Origin of the sequence: Ochrobactrum sp. BTU2 (genome assembly GCF_024539785.1) — a bacterium.
Taxonomy (GTDB): domain Bacteria; phylum Pseudomonadota; class Alphaproteobacteria; order Rhizobiales; family Rhizobiaceae; genus Brucella; species Brucella anthropi.
This window is the reverse complement of the sequence record NZ_JAHWRG010000004.1, coordinates 143,503-167,266: the sequence shown is the minus strand read 5'-3', so window position 1 is coordinate 167,266 and position 23,764 is coordinate 143,503. Positions and strand designations below refer to the sequence as shown.

Here is a 23,764-nt window from a genome sequence, read left to right as displayed (position 1 = left end):
ATTTTTCTCTACATGTTGATGCTTCTCACCTTCTTCGCCGAACATATGACACCGCTCAATGTGTTCCGCTACATTACCTTCCGCACCGGCGGCGCGATGATTACATCGGCGCTGATCGTGTTCCTGTTCGGCCCGTCGATCATCAACTCGCTCCGGGTGCGTCAGGGGAAAGGCCAGCCGATCCGCGCTGACGGTCCGCAGACCCATTTCAAGAAGGCCGGTACGCCCACCATGGGCGGTCTTATGATCATGACCGGCATTCTTGTGTCGTGCCTGCTCTGGGCCAATCTGGCCAGCGTCTATGTCTGGGTCGTTCTGCTGGTTACGGTGGGTTTCGGCGCCATCGGCTTCTATGATGATTATCTCAAGGTGACGAAGCAGTCTGACAAGGGCTTTTCCGGCAAGGCGCGTCTTGGCATCGAATTCCTGATCGCCGCTGTTGCCGCTTTTGTCATCATGCGGGCAGGGCAGGAGCCGTTCTCCTCTTCGCTGACATTTCCGTTTGCCAAGCAGTTCGTCGTCAATCTGAGCTGGTTCTTCATTCCGTTTGCAGCCTTCGTCATGGTTGGCGCAGGCAATGCCGTAAACCTGACAGATGGTCTCGACGGGCTTGCAATTGTACCGGTCATGGTGGCCGCGGCGTCTTTCGGCTTCATTGCCTATCTTTCCGGCAACGCGATCTTCGCTGACTATCTGCAAATTCATTTCGTGCCGGGCACAGGTGAACTTGCTGTGGTTCTTGGCGCTGTTATCGGCGCGGGCCTCGGCTTCCTGTGGTTCAATGCGCCTCCCGCCGCTATCTTCATGGGCGATACGGGTTCGCTGGCGCTGGGTGGTATGCTGGGCACCGTTGCGGTTGCAACGAAGCATGAAATCGTTCTCGCCATCATCGGTGGCCTGTTCGTCGTCGAAGCGCTTTCCGTCATCATTCAGGTTGGCTCCTTCAAGCTGACCGGCAAGCGTGTCTTCCTCATGGCGCCTATTCACCACCATTTCGAAAAGAAGGGCTGGACCGAGAGCCAGGTCGTGATCCGGTTCTGGATCGTTGCGATCATTCTCGCGATGATCGGTCTTTCCACCCTGAAGCTCAGATAACAGGCATATCGAATGATCCCGATCACCGCCCTCAAGGATAAGACAGTCGCCCTTTTCGGACTGGGCGGGTCGGGTATCGCGACCGCCAAGGCCATTCTTGCGGGCGGCGCAAAGATCATTGCCTGGGATGACAATCCCGACAGTGTTGCCCGTGCCCAGAGCGCGGGCATTGCCACAGGCGATCTGCGGCAGGCTGACTGGTCGCAATTTGCGGCTTTCGTGCTTTCGCCGGGCGTTCCGCTGACCCATCCAAAGCCACACTGGACTGTCGATCTGGCTCATGCCGCAGGTGTCGAAATCATCGGCGACGTGGAGCTGTTTGTCCGCGAGCGCAATCACATTGCTCCCGATTGCCCGTTCATCGCCATCACCGGCACCAACGGCAAATCGACGACGACCGCTTTGATCGCCCATATCATCAAGGCTTCCGGTCGGGATATGCAGCTTGGCGGCAATATCGGCACCGCAATCCTGACGCTGGAGCCGCCGCAGGCAAATCGCTTCTATGTGGTCGAATGTTCATCCTATCAGATCGATTTGGCGCCATCGCTGAACCCGACGGCGGGCATTCTGCTCAATCTGACACCGGATCATCTCGACCGTCATGGTTCGATGGAAAACTATGCCGCGATCAAGGAACGTCTGGTGGCGGCGAGCGACACGGCAATTGTCGGCGTTGATGATGATTATTGCGAAGCCATTGCGGACCGGCTTTATCGCGATGGTGTACACGTCGTGCGAATTTCCAAGGAAAGGCACCTCGGCAAAGGCTATTTCGCTGACGGCGCAAAGCTGCTCTGGTCGCAGGACGGGGAAATTGACGAAATCGCTTCCCTGGAAGGTATCGGTTCGCTGCGCGGCGCGCATAATGCGCAGAACGCGCTTGCGGCTGTCGTCGCGTGCCTGTCAGTGGGCTTAAGCCTTGAAGAAATCGATGCGGGATTGAAGAGCTTTCCCGGCCTGGCCCATCGCATGGAACAGGTTGGGCATCGCGGAAAAGTACTGTTCGTCAACGATTCCAAAGCAACCAATGCGGAAGCAACGGCTCCGGCATTGTCGTCCTTTCTGCAGAACATCTACTGGATTGCAGGTGGTGTGCCGAAAGCTGGCGGAATTGCTTCGCTGGCCGGGTTCTTCCCGCGGATTGCCAAGGCCTATCTGATCGGCGAAGCCGCAGCACAGTTTGCTGCAACGCTTGGCGATGCGGCGCCGTTCGAGATTTCCGACACGCTTGCAGTCGCTGTCGAGCACGCTGCCCGCGATGCCGGTAACGATGCTGCTCCCGAACCGGTTGTGCTGCTGTCGCCTGCTTGCGCGAGCTTCGACCAGTTCCAGAATTTTGAAAAACGCGGCGATGCATTCCGCAGCGCTGTTCTGGCGCTTCCGGGTGTTGAACCTATAGGAGGAAAAAGCTGATGGTAAGCCGTGTCGATCGCGGTCCTGTCGCCAATTGGTGGTGGACAATAGACCGCTTCTTCCTCGCTGCATGTCTGGCCCTGATGGGGCTTGGCATTCTGCTGTCATTTGCTGCAAGTCCTGCCGTGGCCCAGCGTATTGGCCTCGACGGGTTCCATTTTGTCGAGCGCCAGATTTTCTTCATGCTGCCGGCAGTTGGCGTCATGATCGGCGTGTCGTTTCTGTCGCCGCGCCAGATCAGGCGATTTGCTTTGATCCTGCTCGGCATTTCGCTTGTATTGATGGTTGCCGCACTGTTCTTCGGTATCGAAGTGAAAGGTGCGCGGCGCTGGGTCAATCTGGCGGGTATCTCTATCCAGCCGTCGGAATTCATGAAGCCTGCTTTCGTGGTGGTTTGCGCCTGGCTGTTCTCGGAGCGTGAACGCGGTGGCGAAATGCCCGGCAATTTTCTTGCCATGCTGCTGTTCGGCACCGTTGCTGCTTTGCTCGTCCTTCAGCCTGACCTTGGCCAGACAATGCTGACCACAGGCACATGGGGTGCCATGTTCTTCCTCGCCGGTCTGCCGATGTTCTGGATTCTGGTTCTTGGCGGTCTTGCGGTTTGCGGCGGCATCTCAGCCTATTTCATGTTCGATCACGTGGCGGGTCGTATCAATCGGTTCATGACAGGCGAGGGCGATACGTTCCAGGTCGATGCCGGACGCGAAGCGATTCTGCGTGGCGGCTGGTTCGGACAAGGTCCGGGCGAAGGCACCATCAAGCGCATCATCCCGGACAGCCATACCGATTTCATTTTCTCGGTTGCAGCAGAAGAATACGGCATCATCCTGTGCATGATCATCATGCTGCTGTTCGCATTCATCGTCGTGCGCGGCCTTTCGATTGCGCTGCGCGAGCGTGATCCGTTCACCCGTCTGGCCGTCTCGGGGATTGTCATTCTGTTCGGCTTCCAGTCGATCATCAACATGGCCGTGAACCTGCATCTCATGCCTGCAAAGGGCATGACCCTGCCGTTCATTTCCTATGGCGGTTCCTCGCTCATCGCCATTGCCATCACGATGGGCATCCTTCTGGCTCTGACGCGCCGCCGTCCGGAAGCCCGCATGACCCATACGGTCGGCAGCGGTGTCGACATGGGCAAACGCATTCCTGCGCTGTGAGGGGTCGATGGTAAAAGGCGTAATTGTACTGGCCGCCGGTGGAACGGGCGGTCATCTTTTTCCGGCGGAAGCGCTGGCGCATGAACTGAAGGCGCGTGGTTGGGACGTTCATCTGGCGACCGATGCGCGCGCGCAGCGTTTCGCGGGTGCCTTCGCGGAAGATCATGTTCATGTCATTCGTTCGGCAACAATTGCAGGCCGCAACCCGATAGCGCTCCTGAAGACGTTCTGGTCACTATGGCAGGGCAATCTCGATTCCCGTAAATTGTTCCGCCGGCTGAAGCCCAAACTCGTCGCGGGCTTTGGTGGCTATCCAACACTGCCGCCGCTCTATGCCGCGAGCAACATGAATATCCCGACGATGGTGCACGAGCAGAATGCCGTCATGGGCCGCGCCAACAAAGGGCTTGCTGGCCGCGTGAAAGCGATTGCAGGCGGTTTTCTGCCCGAGACCGGCGGGGTCTATGCCGAAAAAACGGTCACGACCGGCAATCCTGTGCGTCCTCCAGTTCTGGCCGCGGCTGAGACTTCTTACAAGCCGGTCAAGGCGGATGAACGTTTCCGCCTGCTGGTTTTTGGCGGTAGCCAGGGCGCACAGTTCTTTTCGACAGCCATTCCCGCTGCCGTGGCCTTGCTGCCGGATAGGGACCGGGCGCGGCTGCTGATCACCCAGCAGGCCCGCAAGGAAGACGAAGCCGCTGTGCGCGAAGCTTACAAGAAGCTTGGTGTTCCCGCTGATGTTGCGCCGTTTTTCAACGATATGCCAGCACGCATGGCGGATGCCCAGTTCGTGATTTCGCGGTCCGGTGCTTCGACCGTTTCTGAGATCACCGTGATCGGTCGTCCGGCGATGTTGGTGCCGTTTCCGCACGCGCTCGATCATGATCAGGCAGCGAATGCGGCAGCGCTCGCGGCTGTCGGCGGTGGCGAGGTTGTTCGCCAGTCGGAATTGTCGCCAGAACGCCTTGCCGAGATACTCCAGGCTGCGATGAATGAGCCACAGCGCCTCGAAGCACAAGCAAAAGCTGCAAAAAGCGTTGGTAAGCCGGATGCAGCGCGGTTGCTTGCTGATCTGGCAGAGGCTATTGCAGCAGGTAAATCTGTTCAGGAATTCAAAGAAGGAACTCGGCCATGAAAATGCCGCTGAATATCGGGCTTGTCCATTTCATCGGAATTGGCGGCATCGGCATGAGCGGTATTGCCGAAGTGCTGCACAATCTCGGCTATCATGTGCAGGGCTCGGACCAGTCCGACAGTGCCAATGTGCAGCGCCTGCGTGAAAAAGGCATTGAGGTCTTTGTCGGCCACAAGGCTGAAAATATCGGCGATGCCGAAGTGGTTGTCGTTTCGACGGCGATCAAGAAGAACAATCCCGAGCTGGTTGCTGCACGCGAAAAGCTGCTGCCTATCGTGCGCCGCGCCGAAATGCTGGCCGAGTTGATGCGCTTCCGTCATGCGGTTGCGATTGGCGGTACGCATGGTAAGACCACCACGACCTCAATGGTTGCGGCTTTGCTCGATGCCGGGCACCTCGATCCAACGGTTATCAATGGCGGTATCATCAACGCCTATGGCACCAATGCCCGCATGGGCGATGGTGACTGGATGGTGGTGGAAGCGGATGAAAGCGACGGTACGTTCCTCAAGCTTCCTGCCGATATTGCGGTCGTCACCAATATCGACCCGGAACATCTCGACCATTACGGCAATTTCGAAAATGTGCGCGCGGCTTTCGCGCAGTTTGTCGAGAATGTTCCATTCTATGGCTTCGGCGTGATGTGCCTTGACCATCCTGAAGTGCAGGCTCTGGTGAGCCGCATCGAAGACCGCCGTATTGTGACTTATGGCCAGAACCCGCAGGCTGACGTGCGTTTTGTCAATCACCGCATGGATGGCGCGGCGAGCCTGTTCGATGTCGTGATCCGCTCCCGCAAGGGCGAGGCGACCGAGATCAAGGATCTGCGTCTGCCGATGCCGGGCCAGCACAACGTATCCAATGCGACGGCAGCAATCGCTGTCGCGCATGAGCTGGGTATCTCTGCCGACGATATTCGTCGCGGTCTCGGCTCGTTCGGCGGCGTGAAGCGTCGCTTTACCCATACGGGCACATGGAACGGCGTCGAGATATTCGACGATTACGGCCATCACCCGGTTGAAATCCGCGCCGTGCTGAAAGCTGCACGCGAAGCCACGAAAGGTCGTGTTGTCGCCATCGTGCAGCCGCACCGCTATACGCGTCTGGCAAGCCTGTTCGACGAATTCGCGGCATGTTTCAACGATGCCGATACGGTCATCGTGACGCCGGTCTATACGGCAGGCGAAGACCCGATCGAAGGCGTCAATTCCGAAGCGCTCGTATCACGCATCAAGACCGCAGGTCATCGCGATGCGCGCTATGCCAGTGGCCCCGAGGCGCTGGCGCCGTTGGTCGCGTCGATTGCAGAGCCGGGCGATTTCGTAGTCTGCCTCGGCGCAGGCAATATTACGCAGTGGGCATATGCACTGCCGAAAGAACTGGCAGAACAGGGTAAGAAGTAAGATGGAAAGCGGCGAGACGCTTCTGAAGAAGCTCGACGGCAAATTGTCGGGCTTGCGTGGTCGGCTGACGCCCGATACCGGCATGGACAAGATCACCTGGTTCCGCGCTGGCGGACCGGCACAGGTTCTGTTTCAGCCTGCCGATGAAGAAGACCTCTCCTCATTTCTGAAGGCTGTGCCGGAAGAGGTACCGATTCTCGTGGTTGGCATCGGCTCCAATCTGCTGGTGCGTGATGGCGGTGTTCCAGGCTTTGTCGTGCGGCTTTCCGCAAAAGGCTTCGGCGAAGTCGATCAGGTTTCTGAGACGCAACTGCGGGCAGGCGCGGCGACGCCTGACAAGCGTGTGGCCGCAGCGGCGCTGGAAGCGGGGCTGGCTGGCTTCCACTTCTACCATGGCATACCCGGCGGCATGGGCGGGGCTTTGCGCATGAATGCAGGCGCCAACGGCGTGGAAACGCGCGAGCGCGTCGTGGAGGTTCGCGCCCTTGATCGCAAGGGCGAGGTGCATGTGCTTTCCAATGCGGATATGGGCTACGCGTATCGGCATTCCTCAGCATCGTCGGATCTGATTTTTACCTCTGTCTTGTTCGAGGGAACTCCCGGCGAGCATGAAGCGATCAAACAAGCCATGGACGAGGTGCAGCATCATCGCGAGACGGTGCAGCCTGTACGCGAAAAGACAGGCGGCTCGACCTTCAAGAATCCGGAAGGCACATCGGCCTGGAAGGAAATCGACAAGGCAGGTTGCCGCGGTTTGCGCGTCGGCGGCGCGCAGATGTCCGAAATGCACTGCAATTTTATGATCAATACAGGCACCGCAACGGGGCTCGATCTGGAGACTTTGGGCGAAACGGTTCGCGCCAGAGTTTTTGAAAATTCGGGTATTCGCCTTCATTGGGAAATCAAACGTCTCGGTTTGTTCCGCGAGGGCGAGGCGGTAGAAGAGTTTCTTGGAAAATTTTGATAAAAAAGTTGCCCGGATTTTCTACCTGATATTCCGGGCTTTTTTGCCTTCACAAGCGACGCGTAAGGTTCGTCCCTTTCTATAGGGTCTTGTCACGGAATCAATCCTCTGATTCTTTAGGGTTAACCACACAGTGATTTGATTCGGCAGGATTTTCCTGCCGCGGGTGCCTGCGGCCTTTGCTGCTGGGTTACTCGGATTCTGTTTAATTGATGCGCAGGGGATTGCGCAGAGGGGATGCTAACATGACGGGAAAGCACGTCGCCGTTTTGATGGGCGGTTTCTCTTCGGAGCGCCCGGTCAGCTTGTCCTCCGGAACGGCTTGCGCTGCGACCCTTGAAGAGCGCGGCTATTGCGTGACGCGTATTGATGTGGATCGCAATGTTGCCAGCGTTCTTGCCGAACTGAAGCCCGACGTTGCGTTCAATGCGCTGCATGGCCCTTTCGGTGAGGATGGCGCTATTCAGGGCGTTCTCGAATATCTCCAGATTCCCTACACGCATTCGGGTGTGCTCGCATCGGCGCTCGCCATGGACAAGGACCGCGCCAAGAAGGTTGCGGCTGCTGCCGGTGTTGCTGTTGCTTCCTCGCTTCTGCTCAACCGTTTTGAGATCGGCACTGAGCATCCGATGGAGCCGCCTTACGTGGTCAAGCCTGTTCGCGAAGGTTCGAGCTTTGGCGTCGTGATCGTCAAGGAGGATCAGACGCATCCGCCGCAAATCATCAGTTCGGCTGAGTGGAACTACGGTGCCGAGGTTCTGGTCGAAAAATACATTCCCGGCCGGGAATTGACCTGTGCCGTGATGGGTGACCGCGTCATGGACGTGTGTGAGATCATTCCGGTCGGTCATCAGTTCTACGATTATGATTCAAAATATGTTGCAGGCGCGTCATCTCACGTGTGTCCGGCAAAAATTTTACCAAATATTTACCAAAAAATACAAACAATGGCCCTTACGGCGCATCGGGCAATCGGGTGTCGGGGCGTAAGCCGGTCAGACTTCCGTTTCGACGATCGTTTCTCTGATGATGGCGAAGTTATCTGGCTGGAAATCAATACCCAGCCGGGGATGACTCCTACCTCGCTCGTGCCTGATATCGCCAAAGCGGCTGGTATCTCTTTCGGTGAATTGTTGAGTTGGATGGTGGAGGACGCGTCTTGTTTGCGTTGAACGGAAAATCGGACGGATATGGGCGCTCGGGCTCGATGCGGGATGCATCGGGAGCGACGGGTGCTGCTTTTGTCCTGCCGCGTTTCCTGCGCAAGCCGTTTCGCTTTGCTGCTCGCCTTTTCCAAGGCAATGTAAATATTCCGCGCCATGCAGGCACTGTCGGCATGCTGGGTTTCCTTGGTGCTACCGGCCTTTATGGCATGGCGGTTGGCGGTCACACGCCGGAGGTGGTCAAGGCGACTGCTTCCACACTCGGTTTCGCAATTGAGGATATAAAGGTCGTCGGCAACAACGAGACGTCCGATATCGATATTCTGGGTCAGCTCGATCTCGATGGCGAGACATCTCTCGTCGGTCTGAGCGCTGAAGAAGCGCGCCAATCCATCGACAAGCTGCCATGGGTTGAAAGCGCAGAAGTTCGCAAGGTTTATCCTGGTACGGTTCTTGTCTCGTTGCATGAACGCAAGGCGTTCGCCATCTGGCAAAACGACAAGGATTTGGCGCTGATCGACGCCGCCGGCGATACCATCGTTCCGTTCCGTCCGGGCCGTTACAATTCGTTGCCGCTCGTCGTGGGCGAGGGCGCGGAAAAGAAGGTCAAGGGCTTCGTTGATGAAATCGCTGCCTATCCGGGTCTGGCCGGAAAGGTTCGCGCCTACATCCGTGTCGGCGACCGTCGCTGGGATCTGCTTCTGGATAATGGCGTGCGCATCATGCTGCCGGAAACCGATCCGCTGAAGGCGCTCGCGCAGGTCGAGAAGCTCGATCAGGACCAGCATCTTCTGTCGCGCGATATCGCTGCGGTCGATCTTCGTCTCGATGATCGCGTGACTGTTCAATTGACTGCGAGTGGCATGGAGCAGCGCCAGAAGTTTCTGGCAGAGCGTAAAAAAGAACTATCCCGCACGGGGAAGCGCGTATGAGTATTCTGGGCGGCAAGGGATCATCACAAGGCGGAGCTGCAGGGCGCAAGGTGCGCCTGTTAACGGTTCTGGATGTTGGATCGAGCAAGGTTTCCTGCGTCATCGCACGGTTGCGTCCGCATGAAGGCGGCGCACTGCTGCCAGGTCGCACGCACCGTATGGAAGTGCTCGGCATCGGCCATCAGCGTTCACGCGGCGTCAAGTCGGGCGTCATCATTGATCTGGATGCGGCAGAGCAGTCGATCCGCCTTGCGGTCGATGCAGCTGAGCGCATGGCTGGTCTGACCGTCGATAGCCTGATCGTCAATATTTCAGCCGGTCGCCTCAAGAGCGAAACCTTCACGGCAAGCGTTAATCTGGGCGGCCATGAAGTCGAGCAGACCGATATTCGCCGCGTACTGGCTGCCGGTGCCAAGCAGGCGCTCGCAGCCGAGCGTCACCTCGTTCATTCGCTTCCGGTCGGCTATACGCTCGATGGCGAACGCGGTATTCGCGATCCGCTCGGCATGCTGGGCGACAGCCTTGGCGTCGATATGCATGTGCTGACTGCCGATGCAGCGCCACTGCGCAATCTGGAGCTTTGCATCAATCGCTGCCATTTGTCGGTGGAAGCCATCGTTGCAACGCCTTATGCCAGCGGTCTTGCCGCTCTGGTCGGCGACGAAGCTGAAATGGGCGCGGCCTGCATCGATATGGGCGGCGGCACGACGACGATCTCCGTCTTCTCCGAAGGCAAGTTCATTCACGCCGATGCAGTGGCAATCGGCGGCAATCACGTGACGATGGATGTGGCTCGCGGCTTTTCCACCCGGATGGAAGATGCCGAACGTCTGAAGGTTATGTATGGCTCCGCTCTGCCGAGCGCTGCCGATGACCGCGATCTCATCTCCGTTCCGCCCATCGGCGACGATGAGCGTGATGTACCCAATCAATATCCGCGCTCGGTGCTGACGCGGATTATCCGTGCAAGAGTGGAAGAGACGCTGGAACTGGTGCGCGACAGGCTTAACCAGTCAGGTCTTGGACATATTGTCGGCAAGCGTGTGGTTCTGACCGGCGGCGCAAGCCAGCTGCCAGGAATGCCAGAGGCAGCCAGGCGAATCCTTGCAAGAAATGTACGAATCGGGCGTCCTCTAGGAATAGCGGGATTGCCTGAGGCGGCTAAGGGGGCAGCTTTTGCCGCGACCGTTGGACTTCTGATTTACCCGCAGGTGGCCGGGATAGAAGAGCGGTCGGTGAAAGCGGCTTCCTCCGGTCTCATGACCGGTACGGGTGGGCGCATTCAACGTGTCAGCCAATGGCTGAAAGAGAGTTTCTGAGTAGTAAGTATTGTGTAAGCTGTTGAAATAGCGTGTTGAATTATTGGGGCGTGACCATCTGGGTAACAACCAATCCACACCGCGGCGGCGAAGCGGTGGTAAGGCTTAAGAGGAACAAGGACCTATGACTATCAATCTGCAAAAGCCGGATATCACCGAGCTGAAGCCCCGCATCACCGTATTCGGTGTCGGCGGCGGCGGCGGCAATGCGGTCAACAACATGATCAATGCCGGTCTGCGCGGCGTGGATTTCGTCGTGGCCAACACCGACGCTCAGGCTTTGACGATGTCGAAGTCCGAACGCATGATCCAGCTCGGCGCTGCCGTTACAGAGGGTCTTGGTGCTGGTTCCCAGCCAGAAGTTGGCCGTGCGGCTGCTGAGGAGTGCATCGACGAAATCGTCGATCACCTGAATGGCACGCATATGTGCTTCGTGACCGCCGGTATGGGCGGCGGCACCGGCACCGGCGCTGCTCCGGTCGTGGCGCGCGCTGCCCGTGAACGGGGCATCCTCACCGTTGGCGTCGTGACCAAGCCTTTTCATTTCGAAGGCGCCCGCCGCATGAAGACTGCCGATCTCGGCATCGAAGAACTGCAGAAGAACGTCGATACGCTTATCGTCATTCCGAACCAGAACCTCTTCCGCATTGCCAACGACAAGACCACCTTCGCCGATGCTTTCGCAATGGCTGACCAGGTGCTTTATTCGGGCGTTGCCTGCATCACCGACCTGATGGTCAAGGAAGGCCTCATCAATCTCGACTTCGCTGACGTTCGTTCGGTGATGCGCGAAATGGGCAAGGCCATGATGGGTACGGGCGAAGCTTCCGGCGAAGGCCGTGCAATGGCTGCTGCCGAAGCTGCAATCGCTAACCCGCTGCTCGACGAAACCTCGATGCGCGGCGCGAAGGGCCTCCTGATCTCGATCACCGGTGGTCGCGACATGACCCTGTTCGAAGTCGACGAAGCTGCTACGCGTATTCGCGAAGAAGTCGATCCGGATGCGAACATCATCCTTGGCGCAACCTTCGACGAAGGCCTCGAAGGCGTCATCCGCGTTTCTGTCGTCGCTACCGGTATCGATAAGCAGTTAGGAGACGCGGCGCCTGCGCCGCTGGAATTTCGCCAGCCGGTAAAGCAGACTGCACAGGCGAAGCCAATGGCTCCGCATGGCGCACTTCGTCCTCCAGTTGTTGAACAGCCGCGTCAGGTCGATCCGATTGCCCAGGCGATCCAGTCTGCCGAAGCTGAAATTCCAGCCGCACCGGCAGCTCCTGCGGCTTCTGCTGAGCCGGAATTCCGTCCGCAGAGCCGCATTTTCCAGGCTCCGGCACCGGAGTCCTTCGAACGCGCTCCGGTTGCCCGTGCACCGATGCCGCAGGCACCGGCAGGTCATCAGGCAGCACAGCCACAGGCCTACCAGCAGCCGCAGATGCATGAACAGCCGGTTCGTGAACCGCGTCCTGCTCCGCGCATGCCTGCCGTTTCGGATTTTCCGCCGGTTGCACAGGCTGAAATCAATGCCCGTCGTGCTCCGCAGCAGCCTGCACAGGAAGAGCCGCGCGGCCCGATGAGCCTCCTGAAGCGCCTGACTCATGGTCTGTCGCGTCGTGAGGAAGATCAGCCTGCAGCCCGTCTGGAACCGGCTCAGCACCGTGAACCTGGCATGCGTCCGGCTGAACGTCGCGCTCCGCAGCAGGACTCGTCCATCTACGCACCGCGTCGCGGCCAGCTTGATGATCAGGGTCGTCCGCAGCCGCGTGCAGCTTCGGAAGAAGATCAGCTCGAAATCCCGGCCTTCCTGCGCCGTCAGTCGAACTGAGCCATTTCGGTGAGTGAATAGGAAAGCCGCGGGTAACCCCCGCGGCTTTTTCGTTTCAGTAAACAAAATCAAAACATTCGTAAGAAAGCGTGATTTTGTTCAAGTCACGCAAATTATTATTTTAATTGTAACGGGGTATGGTTCGGGCAGCACGAGTTTGTGAACCCTCTGTATTTCCTGTCGCAATTTTAGCTATATCTATCCATATAGACGCAAAGAATTGCGAAATGGGCTGTGTTGAAATTCCGTTTAAACGGCCTGTATTCATTTTATTCAGCAGATTGGAACTCTCTTGAGCGCTTATCAAAAGACAATTGGTCGTGCGGTTACGCTTTCGGGCGTCGGCGTTCATGGCGGAGCTCCAGCTTCGGCGACGTTTTTCCCGGCCGATGCCGATACGGGAATCGTATTCCAGCGTTCAGATCTGAAGGGAAAGGCGCCGGAAGTGCGCGCCCATGTCTCACAGATTGGCGCAACAGACCTCTGCACGTCGCTCGGACCGAAAGAATCCAAGATTGACACAGTCGAGCACCTGATGGCGGCGGTCGCTGCGCTGGGCATTGATAACCTTGTCGTTGAAATTGATGGTCCTGAAGTTCCCATTCTCGACGGCACTTCTGCTCGTTTCATCGAAGCTTTCGATGAGGCAGGTATCGTCACGCAGGAAGCGAAGCGCCGCTTTATCCGTATTCTGAAAACGGTTCGCGTCGAAGCTGGCGGTTCCTGGGGTGAATTCCGCCCCTTCGCCGGTACGCGGTTTGAAGTCGAGATCGACTTCGAATGCCCGCTGATCGGTCGGCAGAAATTTGCAGACGACGTGGACGAAGCGACTTTCCGCAAGGAGCTTTCCACCGCGCGGACGTTCGGTTTCATGAAGGATGTGGAACGTCTTTGGGCCTCCGGCCATGCGCTTGGCTCGTCGCTCGACAATTCGCTTGTCATTGGTGACGACAATTCTGTCATCAATCCGGGCGGGCTGCGTTTCAAGGACGAATTCGTTCGTCACAAGACGCTCGATGCCGTCGGCGATCTGGCACTTGCCGGTCTGCCGTTCATTGGCTGTTTCCGGTCCTACCGCAGTGGTCACAGGCTGAATGCGGAAACGGTGAAGGCGCTGCTGTCGGACAAGACGGCGTTCGATATCGTCGAGGCTTCGGGTGTTCGCCAGAACTCGAGAGCATCGGATTTCGTTGCTGTGAAGCCGAATATAGCGGCTCCATGGGCGCTCTAAATTTAGCCAAGAAATAGTATGTATCGGCGCATGGCCTTAATTGAGCCGTGTTCGCCGGTTCACCTCACAATTGAGTCGGTGCGCCGTTCTACGGTGGATTGATCGGGGAGCAACTACCCATACGGGTAGCCAATACCGGGGACAATTCACACTGGTTACGCGTTTCGATACGCCGTCCGGCGGATTCAGACCACTAGACGATTGCCGATTTCGCCTGCATGTGGTTTATGGACGGCCAAAACAGCGTCAGCTATGTTCGTACATTCGCTGAAGCTGAATGATTTGTATGGATGGAGCTGCCGTGCAGTGCTAGAAGCACGCAACTCCAAACAGGAATGACGCTGTCAGAAGGCCGGAGACCGCATGACGAGTTTCAAATTCAAGGGTGTGACGAAAACCGCGCTGCTGACTGGCGCTATCGCCGTTCTTATCCCGCTCGCCGGTTGTGCCAGCAAGGACGACGACATCGATCTCACCAAGTATGTCGAGACGATTGATCCTGCCGACAAAACCTACAATGAAGGTCTCGCCAATCTGGACGCAGGTCGCCTTGATGAAGCTGCGAAGAAGTTCGCCGCCGTCGATCGCCAGCATCCCTACACGGAATGGGCACGCAAGTCGCTCGTGATGGCTGCCTTCACCAACTACCGCAAGGGCAATTACGAAGAAGCGATCTCGATGGCGAAGCGTTACAACACGCTTTACCCGACTTCGCCTGAATCGGCCTATGCCTATTACATCATCGGTCTTTCCTACTTCCGCCAGATTCCGGACGTGACCCGCGATCAGGCTGCAAGCCGTCGCGCAATCGCTGCGATGCAGGAAGTGGTCGATCGTTTCCCGGATTCCGAATATACGGATGATGCCAAGGCCAAGATCCGTTTCGCCCGCGACCAGCTCGCTGGCAAGGAAATGCAGGTTGGCCGCTATTATCTGGAACGCAAGGAATACCTTGCCTCTATCAAGCGCTTCCGCGGCGTTGTGGAGGAATATTCCAATACCCGTCAGGTGGAAGAAGCACTGGCTCGTCTCGTCGAAGCCTACTATGCGCTTGGCTTGACGTCGGAAGCCCAGATGGCCGCTTCGGTTCTCGGCAAGAACTATCCGGACAGCCCGTGGTACAAGGACAGCTACAAGCTTCTGCAGAGCGGTGGTCTTGAGCCACGCGAAAACGGTAATTCGTGGCTGGCCAAGGCTTCGTCGCTCATCACCGGCGGCGGCTCATAAGCTGATTCTCACATGCTGTCGCACCTGTCGATCCGCGATATTGTTCTGATTGAAAGGCTCGACATCGAGTTCAAGACAGGCTTGTCCGTACTTACCGGTGAAACCGGGGCGGGCAAGTCTATTTTGCTTGATTCGCTTTCTCTGGCGCTTGGCGCGCGTGGCGACGCCTCGTTGGTGCGTCATGGTGCCGATCAAGGGCAGGTGACTGCAGTGTTCGATGTGCCGGGCGCACATTCTGCCCGGGTTTTTCTGCGCGATAACGGTTTTGACGATGATGGCGACATCATTCTGCGCCGCCTGCAGATGGGCGATGGTCGCACGCGTGTCTTCATCAACGATCAGGCGGCGAGCGTCGCGCTCCTTCGTGATCTCGGACGCAGGCTGGTGGAAATCCATGGCCAGCATGACGACCGCGCGCTGATCGATACCGATCTTCACCGTACATTGCTGGATGCTTTTGGCGGTCTCGAGCCAGAGGCCGCAGTGGTTCGCGAGCGTCACAAGGCTTGGCGCGATGCGGAAACAGCACTTGCCAAGCATCGTGCCCGCGTCGAGCAGGCCGAGCGTGAAGGCGATTACCTGCGCTCTTCGGTTGAAGAACTGACCAAGCTCGATCCGCAACCCGGCGAGGAAGAAGAACTCGCCGAGCGCCGTGCGATCATGATGAAATCCGAAAAGATCGCCGGTGACGTGAACGAAGCTGGCGAGTTGCTCTCGGGGCAGGGATCACCTGTACCGACGCTGGCGAGCCTTGTGCGCCGTCTGGAGCGCAAGATTCCGGAAGCACCGCATCTGCTGGAGCCGGTTTGCAGGGCAATCGATGAGGCGCTTAACAGTCTGGCTCTTGCGCAGGACGGCATAGATCATGCCATGCGCGAGATCGATTTCGATCCGCGCGTGCTGGAACAGGTCGAGGAACGGCTTTTTGCTTTGCGCGCTGCCGCACGCAAATATTCTGTCGCGGTGGAGGGATTGCCTGCGCTGCGCGACAAGATGGATGCTGATCTCGCCGACCTGGACGCTGGAGCGGAAAAGCTGATCCAGCTTGAAGGTCAGGCGAGCGAAATGCGGGCGGCCTATGACACTGCGGCGGCTAAGCTTTCCGGTTTGCGCAAGGAGACGGCGGAGCATCTGAAGGCTGCCGTAATGGCTGAACTGCCTGCACTGAAGCTTGAGCGTGCTGAATTCATCGTTGAAATGTCAACTGATGCGCAAGCGCGGGCGGCGGAAGGCATCGATACGGTTGAATACTGGGTGCGCACCAATCCGGGCACGCGGGCCGGGCCGATGATGAAGGTCGCTTCGGGTGGTGAGCTTTCACGTTTCCTGTTGGCACTGAAGGTGGCGCTTGCGGATCGCGGTTCTGCTCCGACGCTCGTATTCGATGAAATTGATACCGGCGTGGGCGGTGCGGTGGCAGATGCCATCGGGCAGCGCCTTGCACGGCTTTCCGGGCGCGTGCAGGTGCTTTCGGTCACACATGCGCCGCAGGTGGCGGCGCGTGCTTCCACGCATTTCCTGATTGCCAAGTCTGCGACCAATGAAGACCGTATGTCTACCTCGATCCGTTCCATCGGGGTGGATGAGCGGCAGGAAGAGATTGCCCGCATGCTGGCCGGTGCCAGCATTACCGACGAAGCGCGCGCAGCAGCAGAACGCCTGCTGGCCGAGAATTGAGCATTTCCAGCAAAAGTGCGAAGCGTCTACGCGGGGAAATCAGTCCACTGGACTGATTTCTGATTCCGCTTCGATGCGTCGGATAATGCGTACAAACAAAGAGATAGTGCGCTCGTCTCCTGACATGACGCTGTCAGGGGATATGCATGTTCGTAATGTCGGGTCGGTGTAGGCGCGATGCCATTTCTTGGCTATGTTGAGCAAAATTGAATCAGCAGGTTTTGCTCCGCTTATGACCGATACTCCCGTCGAAAAACTGACTGAACCTGAAGCCGCTTCAGAACTGGAACGGCTGGCGCTTGAAATTGCGCATCACGATGAGCTTTATCATGCCAATGACCGGCCAGAGATTTCGGATGCCGAGTATGATGCGCTAAAGCGGCGTAACGATGCGATTGAAGCGCGCTTCCCGCATCTGGTGCGGACAGACAGCCCGTCCTTGCGTGTTGGTACAGCACCTGTTTCCAAATTTGCGCAGGTTGTTCATGCACGCCCGATGCTTTCGCTCGGCAATGCGTTTTCAGACGATGACGTCCGCGATTTCGTGGGCAGTGTCTATCGCTTCCTGGGGCCGCTGCCGGATAATTCCATTGCATTTACCGCTGAACCGAAGATCGATGGGCTTTCCATGTCGATCCGTTACGAGAATGGAATTCTGATTAGCGGCGCGACGCGCGGTGACGGCACAACCGGCGAGAATGTCACGACGAATATCCGCACCATTGCCGAAATTCCGAACCGGCTTCCGGCTGGAGCGCCTTCCGTCGTTGAAGTACGCGGTGAGGTCTATATGGCCAAAAGTGACTTCCTCGCGCTCAACGAACAGATGGCCGCTGAAGGCAAGCAGACTTATGTGAACCCGCGCAACACGGCAGCAGGTTCCCTGCGCCAGCTCGATGCCAAGGTGACGGCGAGCCGCAAACTGAAATTCTTTGCCTATGCCTGGGGCGAAATGTCGGACATGCCTGCCGATACGCAGATGGGCATGGTCGAGATTTTCCGCGAATGGGGTTTCCCGGTCAATCCGCTGACGAAGCGGCTTCACGGTGCAGACGAATTGCTCGCGCATTACCGCGCCATCGGTCTTGAGCGCGCTCAGCTCGACTACGACATTGACGGTGTCGTCTATAAGGTTGATCGGCTCGATCTGCAGACGCGGCTCGGTTTCCGCTCGCGCAGCCCACGATGGGCCATTGCGCACAAGTTTCCGGCAGAACAGGCTACGACGATCTTGCGCGGCATCGACATTCAGGTCGGGCGCACCGGCGCGCTGACGCCAGTGGCGCGGCTGGAGCCAATCACCGTCGGTGGTGTGGTCGTCACCAATGCGACGCTGCACAACGAGGACTATATCAAGGGTATCGGACTCAAGGGTGAGCGTATTCGTGCTGATGAGCATGATATTCGCGTCGGCGATACGGTCATCGTGCAGCGCGCAGGCGATGTGATCCCACAGATTGTCGATGTCGTGTTGGAGAAGCGCAAAGCCGATGCAACGCCGTTTGTGTTCCCGCATGAATGCCCGGTCTGTCACAGTCATGCCGTGCGCGAAGAGGGCGAGGCGGTCTATCGCTGCACCGGCGGCCTGACCTGTGCTGCGCAGGCGGTCGAGCGCATTCGTCATTTCGTATCGCGCAATGCGTTCGATATTGAAGGCCTTGGCGAAAAGCAGGTCGAATTCTTCTTCCATGCCGAAGATGACAAACTGAAGATCAAATCGCCTGCGGATATCTTCACGCTGCAACAGCGACAGGCTGAATCGCCTCTCAAGAAACTGGAGAACATTGAAGGTTTCGGCGCGACTTCCGTGAAGAAGCTTTATGATGCGATCAATGATCGGCGCGAGATTGCCCTGCATCGCTTTCTGTTCGGCCTTGGTATCCGTCATGTTGGTGAGGTGAATGCCAAGCGCTTTGCGCGCGCCTATCTGTCTTATGCTGCCTTTGAAGAAGCTGCTCTGGAAGCAGTTCCGCCAAAAGAGGGTGACCGCACCGACAAGGGCAATGAAGCCTGGCAGGAACTGATTGCCGTTGAGGGCATCGGTTCCATCGTTGCTGAAGCTGTCGTGGATTTTTATGCGGAGCCGCATAATCGCGAAGTATTGGACAACTTGTTCAAAGCAGGAGTGACTCCTGTAGACGAAGTTGCACTCGTATCGACCGGTTCGCCGGTCGAAGGCAAGACGGTGGTATTTACCGGCAGTCTGGAACGTATGTCGCGCGATGAGGCAAAGGCCATGGCTGAGCGCTACGGAGCAAAGACGGCTGGATCGGTTTCGAAAAAGACCGATCTTGTGGTGGCCGGACCGGGGGCGGGTTCCAAACTCGCCAAGGCATCCGAGTTGGGAATCGAAGTCATTGATGAAGACGCCTGGTTTACACTGGTCGGAGAAGAATAATGGCCCCGTTCAGCGGTTTTGGTGAAAAAGCGATCCCGTTTCTGAAAGCTCTGGATTTTCACCAGAATCGCGAATGGTTCGTCGAGAACAAGGATATTTTCGAGCAGCAATTGAAGGAACCGCTTGGCGATCTTGTCGAGGAATTGACGGGTCGTTTTGAAAAAGCCGGTTTGCCGTTCAAGGGCGACCGTGTGAAATCGCAGTTCCGCATCAAACGGGATACGCGGTTTTCCAAGGACAAGGCCCCCTATAACCGTCACCTGTCTGCGCTGCTGTCGCAATCGGGTACCAAATGGGACGAGAGTGGCTGCTTCTATGTCTGCATCGGCCTGCCAGGTGTCCGCGACTGTTACGCCTGTGTGGCTTGGTGGGGCCTAAAGAAGGAACTGCTTCTGGCTATACGCACGGCCATTGCAGAGAAGCCGGAAGAATTCCGCGCCATGGTCGCGAAACTCAAGAAAAATGGTTTGAAAATCAGCGATTACGACCGGCTGAAACGCACGCCACGTGGTTTCGAGGCCGTGACCGATGATGATTTGCTGGAAGCAATTCGCAATCGGCATTTCTCGGTGCGGATAGAAATCGACCCTGAAACGATTACCCGTGCCGATCTGGCGGATCGTCTTGTCGACTTCACCGAACGGGCTCGTCCGCTCGTAGACTGGATGCACAAAATCGAAAAGACCGTTCCACAACAATCATAATCGTTCATGAATGCATCAGCCGGATTTATGAGTGATGCGCAAATGCGGCATTGCTGTTTAATAGTATGATTTTTTGGGAAATCATATTCCAACGGGCCGCAGAATTTCCTAACTACTCTTCATTCGGAGGAGTGAATATTCGTGGATCAGACTTTTCGGCCCGTAAGGGCTTCAGCGCGCGCCGATATTATTGACGGTGTCCGGCGCGGACTTCCGCTTGTCGTTGTCGGCGCGCCCTTTGGCCTGCTGTTCGGTGCGCTTGCTGTCGATAACGGATTGTCGCTCGCCGAAGCGGTGTTCATGAGTTCCATCATCTATGCCGGTGCCAGCCAGATGGTCGGGCTCGATCTTTTCGGCCAGAACATTGCGCCGTGGATGATCGTCATGTCGATCTTCGCCGTCAATTTCCGGCACGTGCTTTACTCGGCGAGCACAGGTCGGCGTATCCGTCACTTCAAGCCATGGCAGAAGGCACTGGCCTTTTTCGTACTGGTAGACATCCAGTATGCGGAAGTTGAACAACGAGCGGAAGCCGGTAAGCCGGTCACCTTCGTCTGGTATATGGCCATCGGGCTCACATTCTATCTGACCTGGGTTCTCGAAGCGCTGATTGGCGGGCTGTTCGGCAATCTGATCACGAATCCCTACGCCTTCGGCATCGATTTTTTGTTGCCGATCTATTTTCTCGGCATGGTGATGAGTTTCCGCCATCGGCAGAACTGGTTGCCGGTCGTGATCGTCAGTGCGATTTCAGCCGTGGCAGCCTACAAGTTCGTGGGGTCGCCGTGGCATGTTTCGCTGGGTGCACTCGGCGGCATTGTTCTTGCGGCGATTATTGCCAAGCCACGCGAAGGGGAGGCGTAAATGTCCACCACGATTTGGATCATTCTCGTAGGCGCGCTCTGCACCTATCTCACCCGTATTGGCGGGCATCTGGTCCTGTCACGCTTCAGCCGTGTGCATTACCGGGTGGAAGCGGCGCTCAACGCCGTGCCTGCAGCCGTTCTGACGGCCATCGTGGCCGCGCCTGCTTCGGATCATGGCTGGCGGGAACTGCTCGTGCTCGCGGTTTGCATCGTGCTTTCGTTGCGGCTCAGCATGATGACCATGTTCTTTGCGGGCGTAGCGCTTTTGATCGCGCTACGCCATTTCACGGTGTGAATGCATTATCAAAGCGGCGCGGTTGCCGCTTCAAGCCATTTGCGTTCAGTGTCCTTGAGGTGGCCGGACAGCTTCTCGCGCACGCTGGCATGATAGCGGTTCAGCCAGTCGATTTCCTCCTGCGTGAAAAGCGACTTGTCGATCAGACGACGGTCGATAGGGCAGAACGTCAGTGTTTCGAAGCCCATCATCGCAATGTCGCCGCCTTCCGGCACTTCCGGTTCGGTAACGATGATAAGGTTTTCGATGCGGATGCCGAATGAACCGGGTTTGTAATAGCCCGGTTCATTGGAAAGGATCATGCCTGGCAGCAGTTCCTGCGCGCCCTTTTTCGAAATGCTCTGTGGGCCTTCGTGCACTGACAGGTAGGAGCCGACGCCGTGGCCGGTTCCGTGCGCATAGTCGAAACCATGCTTCCATAATGCGATGCGCGCCAGAACGTCGATATCCTGCCCGCGTGTGCCTTTCGGGAAGCGAGCCGTCGTGATCGCAATCACACCTTTCAACACGAGCGTGAATGCCTTGATCGTATCTGGCGTTACCTTGCCGATGGGGACGGTGCGGGTGATATCGGTAGTTCCGTCGCGATATTGTGCGCCGGAATCGACCAGATATAGCTCGCCATCTTCAAGCGTTCTGTTGGTGTCGGTATTGACGCGATAATGGATGATTGCGCCGTTCGGCCCCGCACCGGAGATCGTGTCGAAGGATATGTCTTCCAGCGGCATTTGGAAGTCGCGCCCGGCATCGGCACGCGATTCTTCCAGCTTCTGCGCTGCGCTGATTTCATCGATTGTGCCGGGCTTCTGGCCGTCGACCCATGAGAGGAAATTGACCATAGCCACACCGTCGCGCTCATGGGCGGCGCGTGAGCCATCAAGTTCAGCCTTGTTCTTGATTGCGCGTGGAATACGGGCAGGGTCTTTGCCTTCGATCACACTGCCGCCTGCGCTGGTGACAACGAGGCGGAGCTGCTCAGCCGCAAGAGTCGGGTCTAGAAGAATAGCTTCTGCCTTGGCCGCGAGAGCACTGAGATGCCCTTCCAGATCGCTCGGTGCCGAGAGCTTGGCGAGCTGGGTCAGATAGGCGCGCGGTTCAATGGCAAGTTTGCGTTCATCGATGAAAAGCTCTGGCTCACCCTTCGCAGGAATGATGGCAAAGCTTAGCGGAAGCGGCGTGTTGGATACGTCCTTGCCGCGGATATTAAACACCCATGCGACTGATGACGGGTCAGTCAGGACAGTTGCGCTGGCGCCGCTTGCGGTAACGGCTGCCTGTATTTCCTTGATCTTGTCTTCCGCTTCATGTCCTGCGAAACGGGCCGGCTGAATTGTGACCTCTGCCGTTGGCACTTCAGGCTGATCGTCCCATACGGCGTCGACAAGATTGGTTTCGACCGGGACCAGCTGACCGCCCTGAGCCTCCAGTGCTTCACGTAAATTGCGGGCTTCGGAAATGGTATGGAGCCAAGGATCGAAGCCGATATGCAGGCCCTTGCCGTTTTCTGCCAGCCAGGAAGCCGGCGGATTTGTAACGAGGCTTTCATAGGAGAAGACCTTGGGGTCCGTCTGGGCGCGGACCTGCAGTTCATAACGCCCATCGACGAAGATATAGGCGCTATTCTTGAGGACGAGCGCGGCACCGGCCGATCCGGTGAAGCCGGTCAGCCAGGCAAGGCGCTGCGCATGGGGCGGAACATATTCACCCTGATGCTCGTCTGCGCGAGGAACCAGAAATCCGTCAAGGCCAAGTTCGGCCATTTTCGCGCGCAGCTTCGCAACGCGTGGGCCGCCATTGGCCGGATTTGTGGTGACGTCGAAACTCTGAAAAGCCATAGGTTTAACTCGCTCAAAACAGGAATACGCCGTGGTTCAAACGGCCTGTTATTTCAGATGAATTGCTACCCAGCCTTCGCGATGCAGCGTCTTTTGGTGGGTGAGTCCCTGTGCCTGATAGGCAGCGAGCACTGCATCGTGTTGACTGTCAAGTATTCCGGAAAGAACGATGGAACCGCCGGATGCCAGATGCTCCTTGAGGGAAGGTGCCAGCTCGATAAGCGGATTGGCAAGAATGTTGGCGACGATCAGGTCGAATGGCGAATAGGAACGGAAGATCGGGTGGCCGAAGCCTTCCGCCGTTGCCGTAACGATATGTTCTGCCACACCGTTCTTGGCGGCATTCTCTGCGGCGACGGTGACGGCGACAGGATCGATATCGGTAGCCAGTACAGGAATGGGAGCGAGCTTGGCTATGGCGATGGCAAGAACAGCGCTGCCGGTGCCAAGGTCGAGCGCATTGGTCGGATGTTCGCCGTTGACAGTTTCCTCGATCAGTTCAAGGCATCCTGCCGTCGTTCCGTGATGGCCGGTGCCGAAGGCAAGACCAGCATCGATTTCAATGGGGATGTCGCCTGCTTCGATCTTGTCGCGGTCGTGCGAGCCATGGACAAAGAAATGCCCGGCTCTGACAGGCTTCAGACCTTCCAGCGAATGCGTGACCCAGTCGATGTCGGGCAGTTCTTCAACGGAGAAAATGTCCGCACCCACCAACGCATCGATCCGCTTGGCGACATCTTCGGCATCGTCCTCGACATAAACCGACACCTCGAAAATCTGCCGGTCTTCATCGATTTCGGTGATAGCGATGGGGAAGCCGTCTTCCTCGAAAGCCTGTTCGAGAATGTTGTAGACGCGCTCGGCTTCTGCCTTATCCGCCGAAAAGAAAAGTCGTGACTGGGCCATGAAGTAATAAAGCTCTCTATCTTTGAGAGTCTGTACCAAAAGCCGACCTGTATGGTTGCAAATGGCAATTTTTCTGCGTTCCGGTGCTCATGTAGCTTTCTCTGGTGCATAGTCTTATCCGTAAAGTCTGCAACTTTTCGGGACCATGCTCAGAAGTACATTGCGCTCCGGTACTCGAAAATCACCATTTTCGCACACACATGCCGCTTTTTGATT

Annotated in this window: 19 protein-coding genes; 17 read left to right on the top strand and 2 right to left on the bottom strand. The window is 57.3% G+C overall.

Annotation, left to right across the window (positions count from 1 at the left end):
* Window positions 1–12 precede the first annotated feature (12 nt).
* The 17 genes from mraY to KWJ32_RS13120 all read left to right on the top strand — a co-directional run bounded on the left by mraY (window position 13) and on the right by KWJ32_RS13120 (window position 20,807).
* Window positions 13–1,095: a phospho-N-acetylmuramoyl-pentapeptide-transferase gene (mraY, locus tag KWJ32_RS13200; protein ID WP_012091745.1), complete on the top strand. Its 1,083-nt coding sequence runs from the start codon at window positions 13–15 to the stop codon at window positions 1,093–1,095.
* A gap of 12 nt (window positions 1,096–1,107) precedes the next feature.
* A complete protein-coding gene (gene murD / locus KWJ32_RS13195; protein WP_012091746.1) occupies window positions 1,108–2,511 on the top strand; it encodes a UDP-N-acetylmuramoyl-L-alanine--D-glutamate ligase in 1,404 nt (467 codons plus the stop codon).
* Window positions 2,511–3,671, top strand: a complete 1,161-nt coding sequence (gene ftsW, locus KWJ32_RS13190; protein ID WP_012091747.1) for a putative lipid II flippase FtsW — start codon at window positions 2,511–2,513, stop codon at window positions 3,669–3,671. Before murD ends, ftsW begins: the two co-directional genes overlap by 1 nt.
* A gap of 7 nt (window positions 3,672–3,678) precedes the next feature.
* Window positions 3,679–4,806: an undecaprenyldiphospho-muramoylpentapeptide beta-N-acetylglucosaminyltransferase gene (gene murG, locus KWJ32_RS13185; RefSeq protein WP_012091748.1), complete on the top strand. Its 1,128-nt coding sequence runs from the start codon at window positions 3,679–3,681 to the stop codon at window positions 4,804–4,806.
* Window positions 4,803–6,209: a UDP-N-acetylmuramate--L-alanine ligase gene (gene murC, locus KWJ32_RS13180; protein ID WP_012091749.1), complete on the top strand. Its 1,407-nt coding sequence runs from the start codon at window positions 4,803–4,805 to the stop codon at window positions 6,207–6,209. Before murG ends, murC begins: the two co-directional genes overlap by 4 nt.
* A gap of 1 nt (window position 6,210) precedes the next feature.
* Window positions 6,211–7,173, top strand: coding sequence for a UDP-N-acetylmuramate dehydrogenase (murB, locus tag KWJ32_RS13175; RefSeq protein ID WP_012091750.1), 963 nt, complete (start codon window positions 6,211–6,213; stop codon window positions 7,171–7,173).
* Between the two features lie 245 nt (window positions 7,174–7,418).
* A complete protein-coding gene (locus KWJ32_RS13170) occupies window positions 7,419–8,345 on the top strand; it encodes a D-alanine--D-alanine ligase (protein WP_012091751.1) in 927 nt (308 codons plus the stop codon).
* Entirely contained in the window at window positions 8,333–9,268 is a 936-nt protein-coding gene (locus KWJ32_RS13165; RefSeq protein ID WP_040129183.1) for a cell division protein FtsQ/DivIB, read from the top strand. Before KWJ32_RS13170 ends, KWJ32_RS13165 begins: the two co-directional genes overlap by 13 nt.
* The gene (gene ftsA, locus KWJ32_RS13160) at window positions 9,265–10,587 is read left to right on the top strand and encodes a cell division protein FtsA (protein ID WP_012091753.1); all 1,323 of its coding nucleotides are present in this window, start codon (window positions 9,265–9,267) and stop codon (window positions 10,585–10,587) included. The genes KWJ32_RS13165 and ftsA overlap by 4 nt, the downstream gene beginning before the upstream one ends.
* Before the next feature lie 124 nt (window positions 10,588–10,711).
* Window positions 10,712–12,409 (top strand): cell division protein FtsZ, encoded by a 1,698-nt coding sequence (ftsZ, locus tag KWJ32_RS13155; RefSeq protein WP_012091754.1) that lies wholly within the window; start codon window positions 10,712–10,714, stop codon window positions 12,407–12,409.
* A gap of 292 nt (window positions 12,410–12,701) precedes the next feature.
* Window positions 12,702–13,640, top strand: a complete 939-nt coding sequence (lpxC, locus tag KWJ32_RS13150) for a UDP-3-O-acyl-N-acetylglucosamine deacetylase (RefSeq protein WP_012091755.1) — start codon at window positions 12,702–12,704, stop codon at window positions 13,638–13,640.
* Window positions 13,641–14,003: 363 nt separating this feature from the next.
* The gene (locus tag KWJ32_RS13145) at window positions 14,004–14,867 is read left to right on the top strand and encodes an outer membrane protein assembly factor BamD (protein ID WP_010659737.1); all 864 of its coding nucleotides are present in this window, start codon (window positions 14,004–14,006) and stop codon (window positions 14,865–14,867) included.
* A gap of 12 nt (window positions 14,868–14,879) precedes the next feature.
* Window positions 14,880–16,544 (top strand): DNA repair protein RecN, encoded by a 1,665-nt coding sequence (gene recN / locus KWJ32_RS13140; protein WP_094513915.1) that lies wholly within the window; start codon window positions 14,880–14,882, stop codon window positions 16,542–16,544.
* A 232-nt stretch (window positions 16,545–16,776) separates the two neighbouring features.
* Complete coding sequence (gene ligA, locus KWJ32_RS13135) at window positions 16,777–18,942, top strand: NAD-dependent DNA ligase LigA (RefSeq protein WP_151610091.1); 2,166 nt, start codon at window positions 16,777–16,779, stop codon at window positions 18,940–18,942.
* The gene (locus KWJ32_RS13130; protein ID WP_151610090.1) at window positions 18,942–19,646 is read left to right on the top strand and encodes a TIGR02453 family protein; all 705 of its coding nucleotides are present in this window, start codon (window positions 18,942–18,944) and stop codon (window positions 19,644–19,646) included. Before ligA ends, KWJ32_RS13130 begins: the two co-directional genes overlap by 1 nt.
* Before the next feature lie 141 nt (window positions 19,647–19,787).
* Window positions 19,788–20,510 (top strand): AzlC family ABC transporter permease, encoded by a 723-nt coding sequence (locus KWJ32_RS13125; protein WP_012091760.1) that lies wholly within the window; start codon window positions 19,788–19,790, stop codon window positions 20,508–20,510.
* Window positions 20,511–20,807 (top strand): AzlD domain-containing protein, encoded by a 297-nt coding sequence (locus tag KWJ32_RS13120; RefSeq protein ID WP_012091761.1) that lies wholly within the window; start codon window positions 20,511–20,513, stop codon window positions 20,805–20,807.
* A gap of 8 nt (window positions 20,808–20,815) precedes the next feature.
* On the opposite strand, the gene KWJ32_RS13115 is transcribed toward KWJ32_RS13120, so the two are convergent.
* Both KWJ32_RS13115 and KWJ32_RS13110 read right to left on the bottom strand, forming a co-directional pair.
* The gene (locus KWJ32_RS13115) at window positions 20,816–22,642 is read right to left on the bottom strand and encodes an aminopeptidase P family protein (protein WP_012091762.1); all 1,827 of its coding nucleotides are present in this window, start codon (window positions 22,640–22,642) and stop codon (window positions 20,816–20,818) included.
* Between the two features lie 48 nt (window positions 22,643–22,690).
* The gene (locus tag KWJ32_RS13110) at window positions 22,691–23,548 is read right to left on the bottom strand and encodes a 50S ribosomal protein L11 methyltransferase (protein WP_029929026.1); all 858 of its coding nucleotides are present in this window, start codon (window positions 23,546–23,548) and stop codon (window positions 22,691–22,693) included.
* Between the last annotated feature and the right edge of the window lie 216 nt (window positions 23,549–23,764).

Bases quoted from the DNA above. Each gene is read 5' to 3' on its own strand.
- KWJ32_RS13170 (WP_012091751.1), top strand. From the start codon at position 7,419: ATGACGGGAAAGCACGTCGCCGTTTTGATGGGCGGTTTCTCTTCGGAG.
- mraY (WP_012091745.1), top strand. From the start codon at position 13: ATGTTGATGCTTCTCACCTTCTTCGCCGAACATATGACACCGCTCAAT.
- KWJ32_RS13130 (WP_151610090.1), top strand. From the start codon at position 18,942: ATGGCCCCGTTCAGCGGTTTTGGTGAAAAAGCGATCCCGTTTCTGAAA.
- ftsZ (WP_012091754.1), top strand. From the start codon at position 10,712: ATGACTATCAATCTGCAAAAGCCGGATATCACCGAGCTGAAGCCCCGC.
- KWJ32_RS13115 (WP_012091762.1), bottom strand. From the start codon at position 22,642: ATGGCTTTTCAGAGTTTCGACGTCACCACAAATCCGGCCAATGGCGGC.
- KWJ32_RS13110 (WP_029929026.1), bottom strand. From the start codon at position 23,548: ATGGCCCAGTCACGACTTTTCTTTTCGGCGGATAAGGCAGAAGCCGAG.
- KWJ32_RS13145 (WP_010659737.1), top strand. From the start codon at position 14,004: ATGACGAGTTTCAAATTCAAGGGTGTGACGAAAACCGCGCTGCTGACT.
- murC (WP_012091749.1), top strand. From the start codon at position 4,803: ATGAAAATGCCGCTGAATATCGGGCTTGTCCATTTCATCGGAATTGGC.
- recN (WP_094513915.1), top strand. From the start codon at position 14,880: ATGCTGTCGCACCTGTCGATCCGCGATATTGTTCTGATTGAAAGGCTC.
- KWJ32_RS13120 (WP_012091761.1), top strand. From the start codon at position 20,511: ATGTCCACCACGATTTGGATCATTCTCGTAGGCGCGCTCTGCACCTAT.
- murB (WP_012091750.1), top strand. From the start codon at position 6,211: ATGGAAAGCGGCGAGACGCTTCTGAAGAAGCTCGACGGCAAATTGTCG.
- ftsW (WP_012091747.1), top strand. From the start codon at position 2,511: ATGGTAAGCCGTGTCGATCGCGGTCCTGTCGCCAATTGGTGGTGGACA.
- ligA (WP_151610091.1), top strand. From the start codon at position 16,777: ATGACCGATACTCCCGTCGAAAAACTGACTGAACCTGAAGCCGCTTCA.
- murD (WP_012091746.1), top strand. From the start codon at position 1,108: ATGATCCCGATCACCGCCCTCAAGGATAAGACAGTCGCCCTTTTCGGA.
- murG (WP_012091748.1), top strand. From the start codon at position 3,679: ATGGTAAAAGGCGTAATTGTACTGGCCGCCGGTGGAACGGGCGGTCAT.
- ftsA (WP_012091753.1), top strand. From the start codon at position 9,265: ATGAGTATTCTGGGCGGCAAGGGATCATCACAAGGCGGAGCTGCAGGG.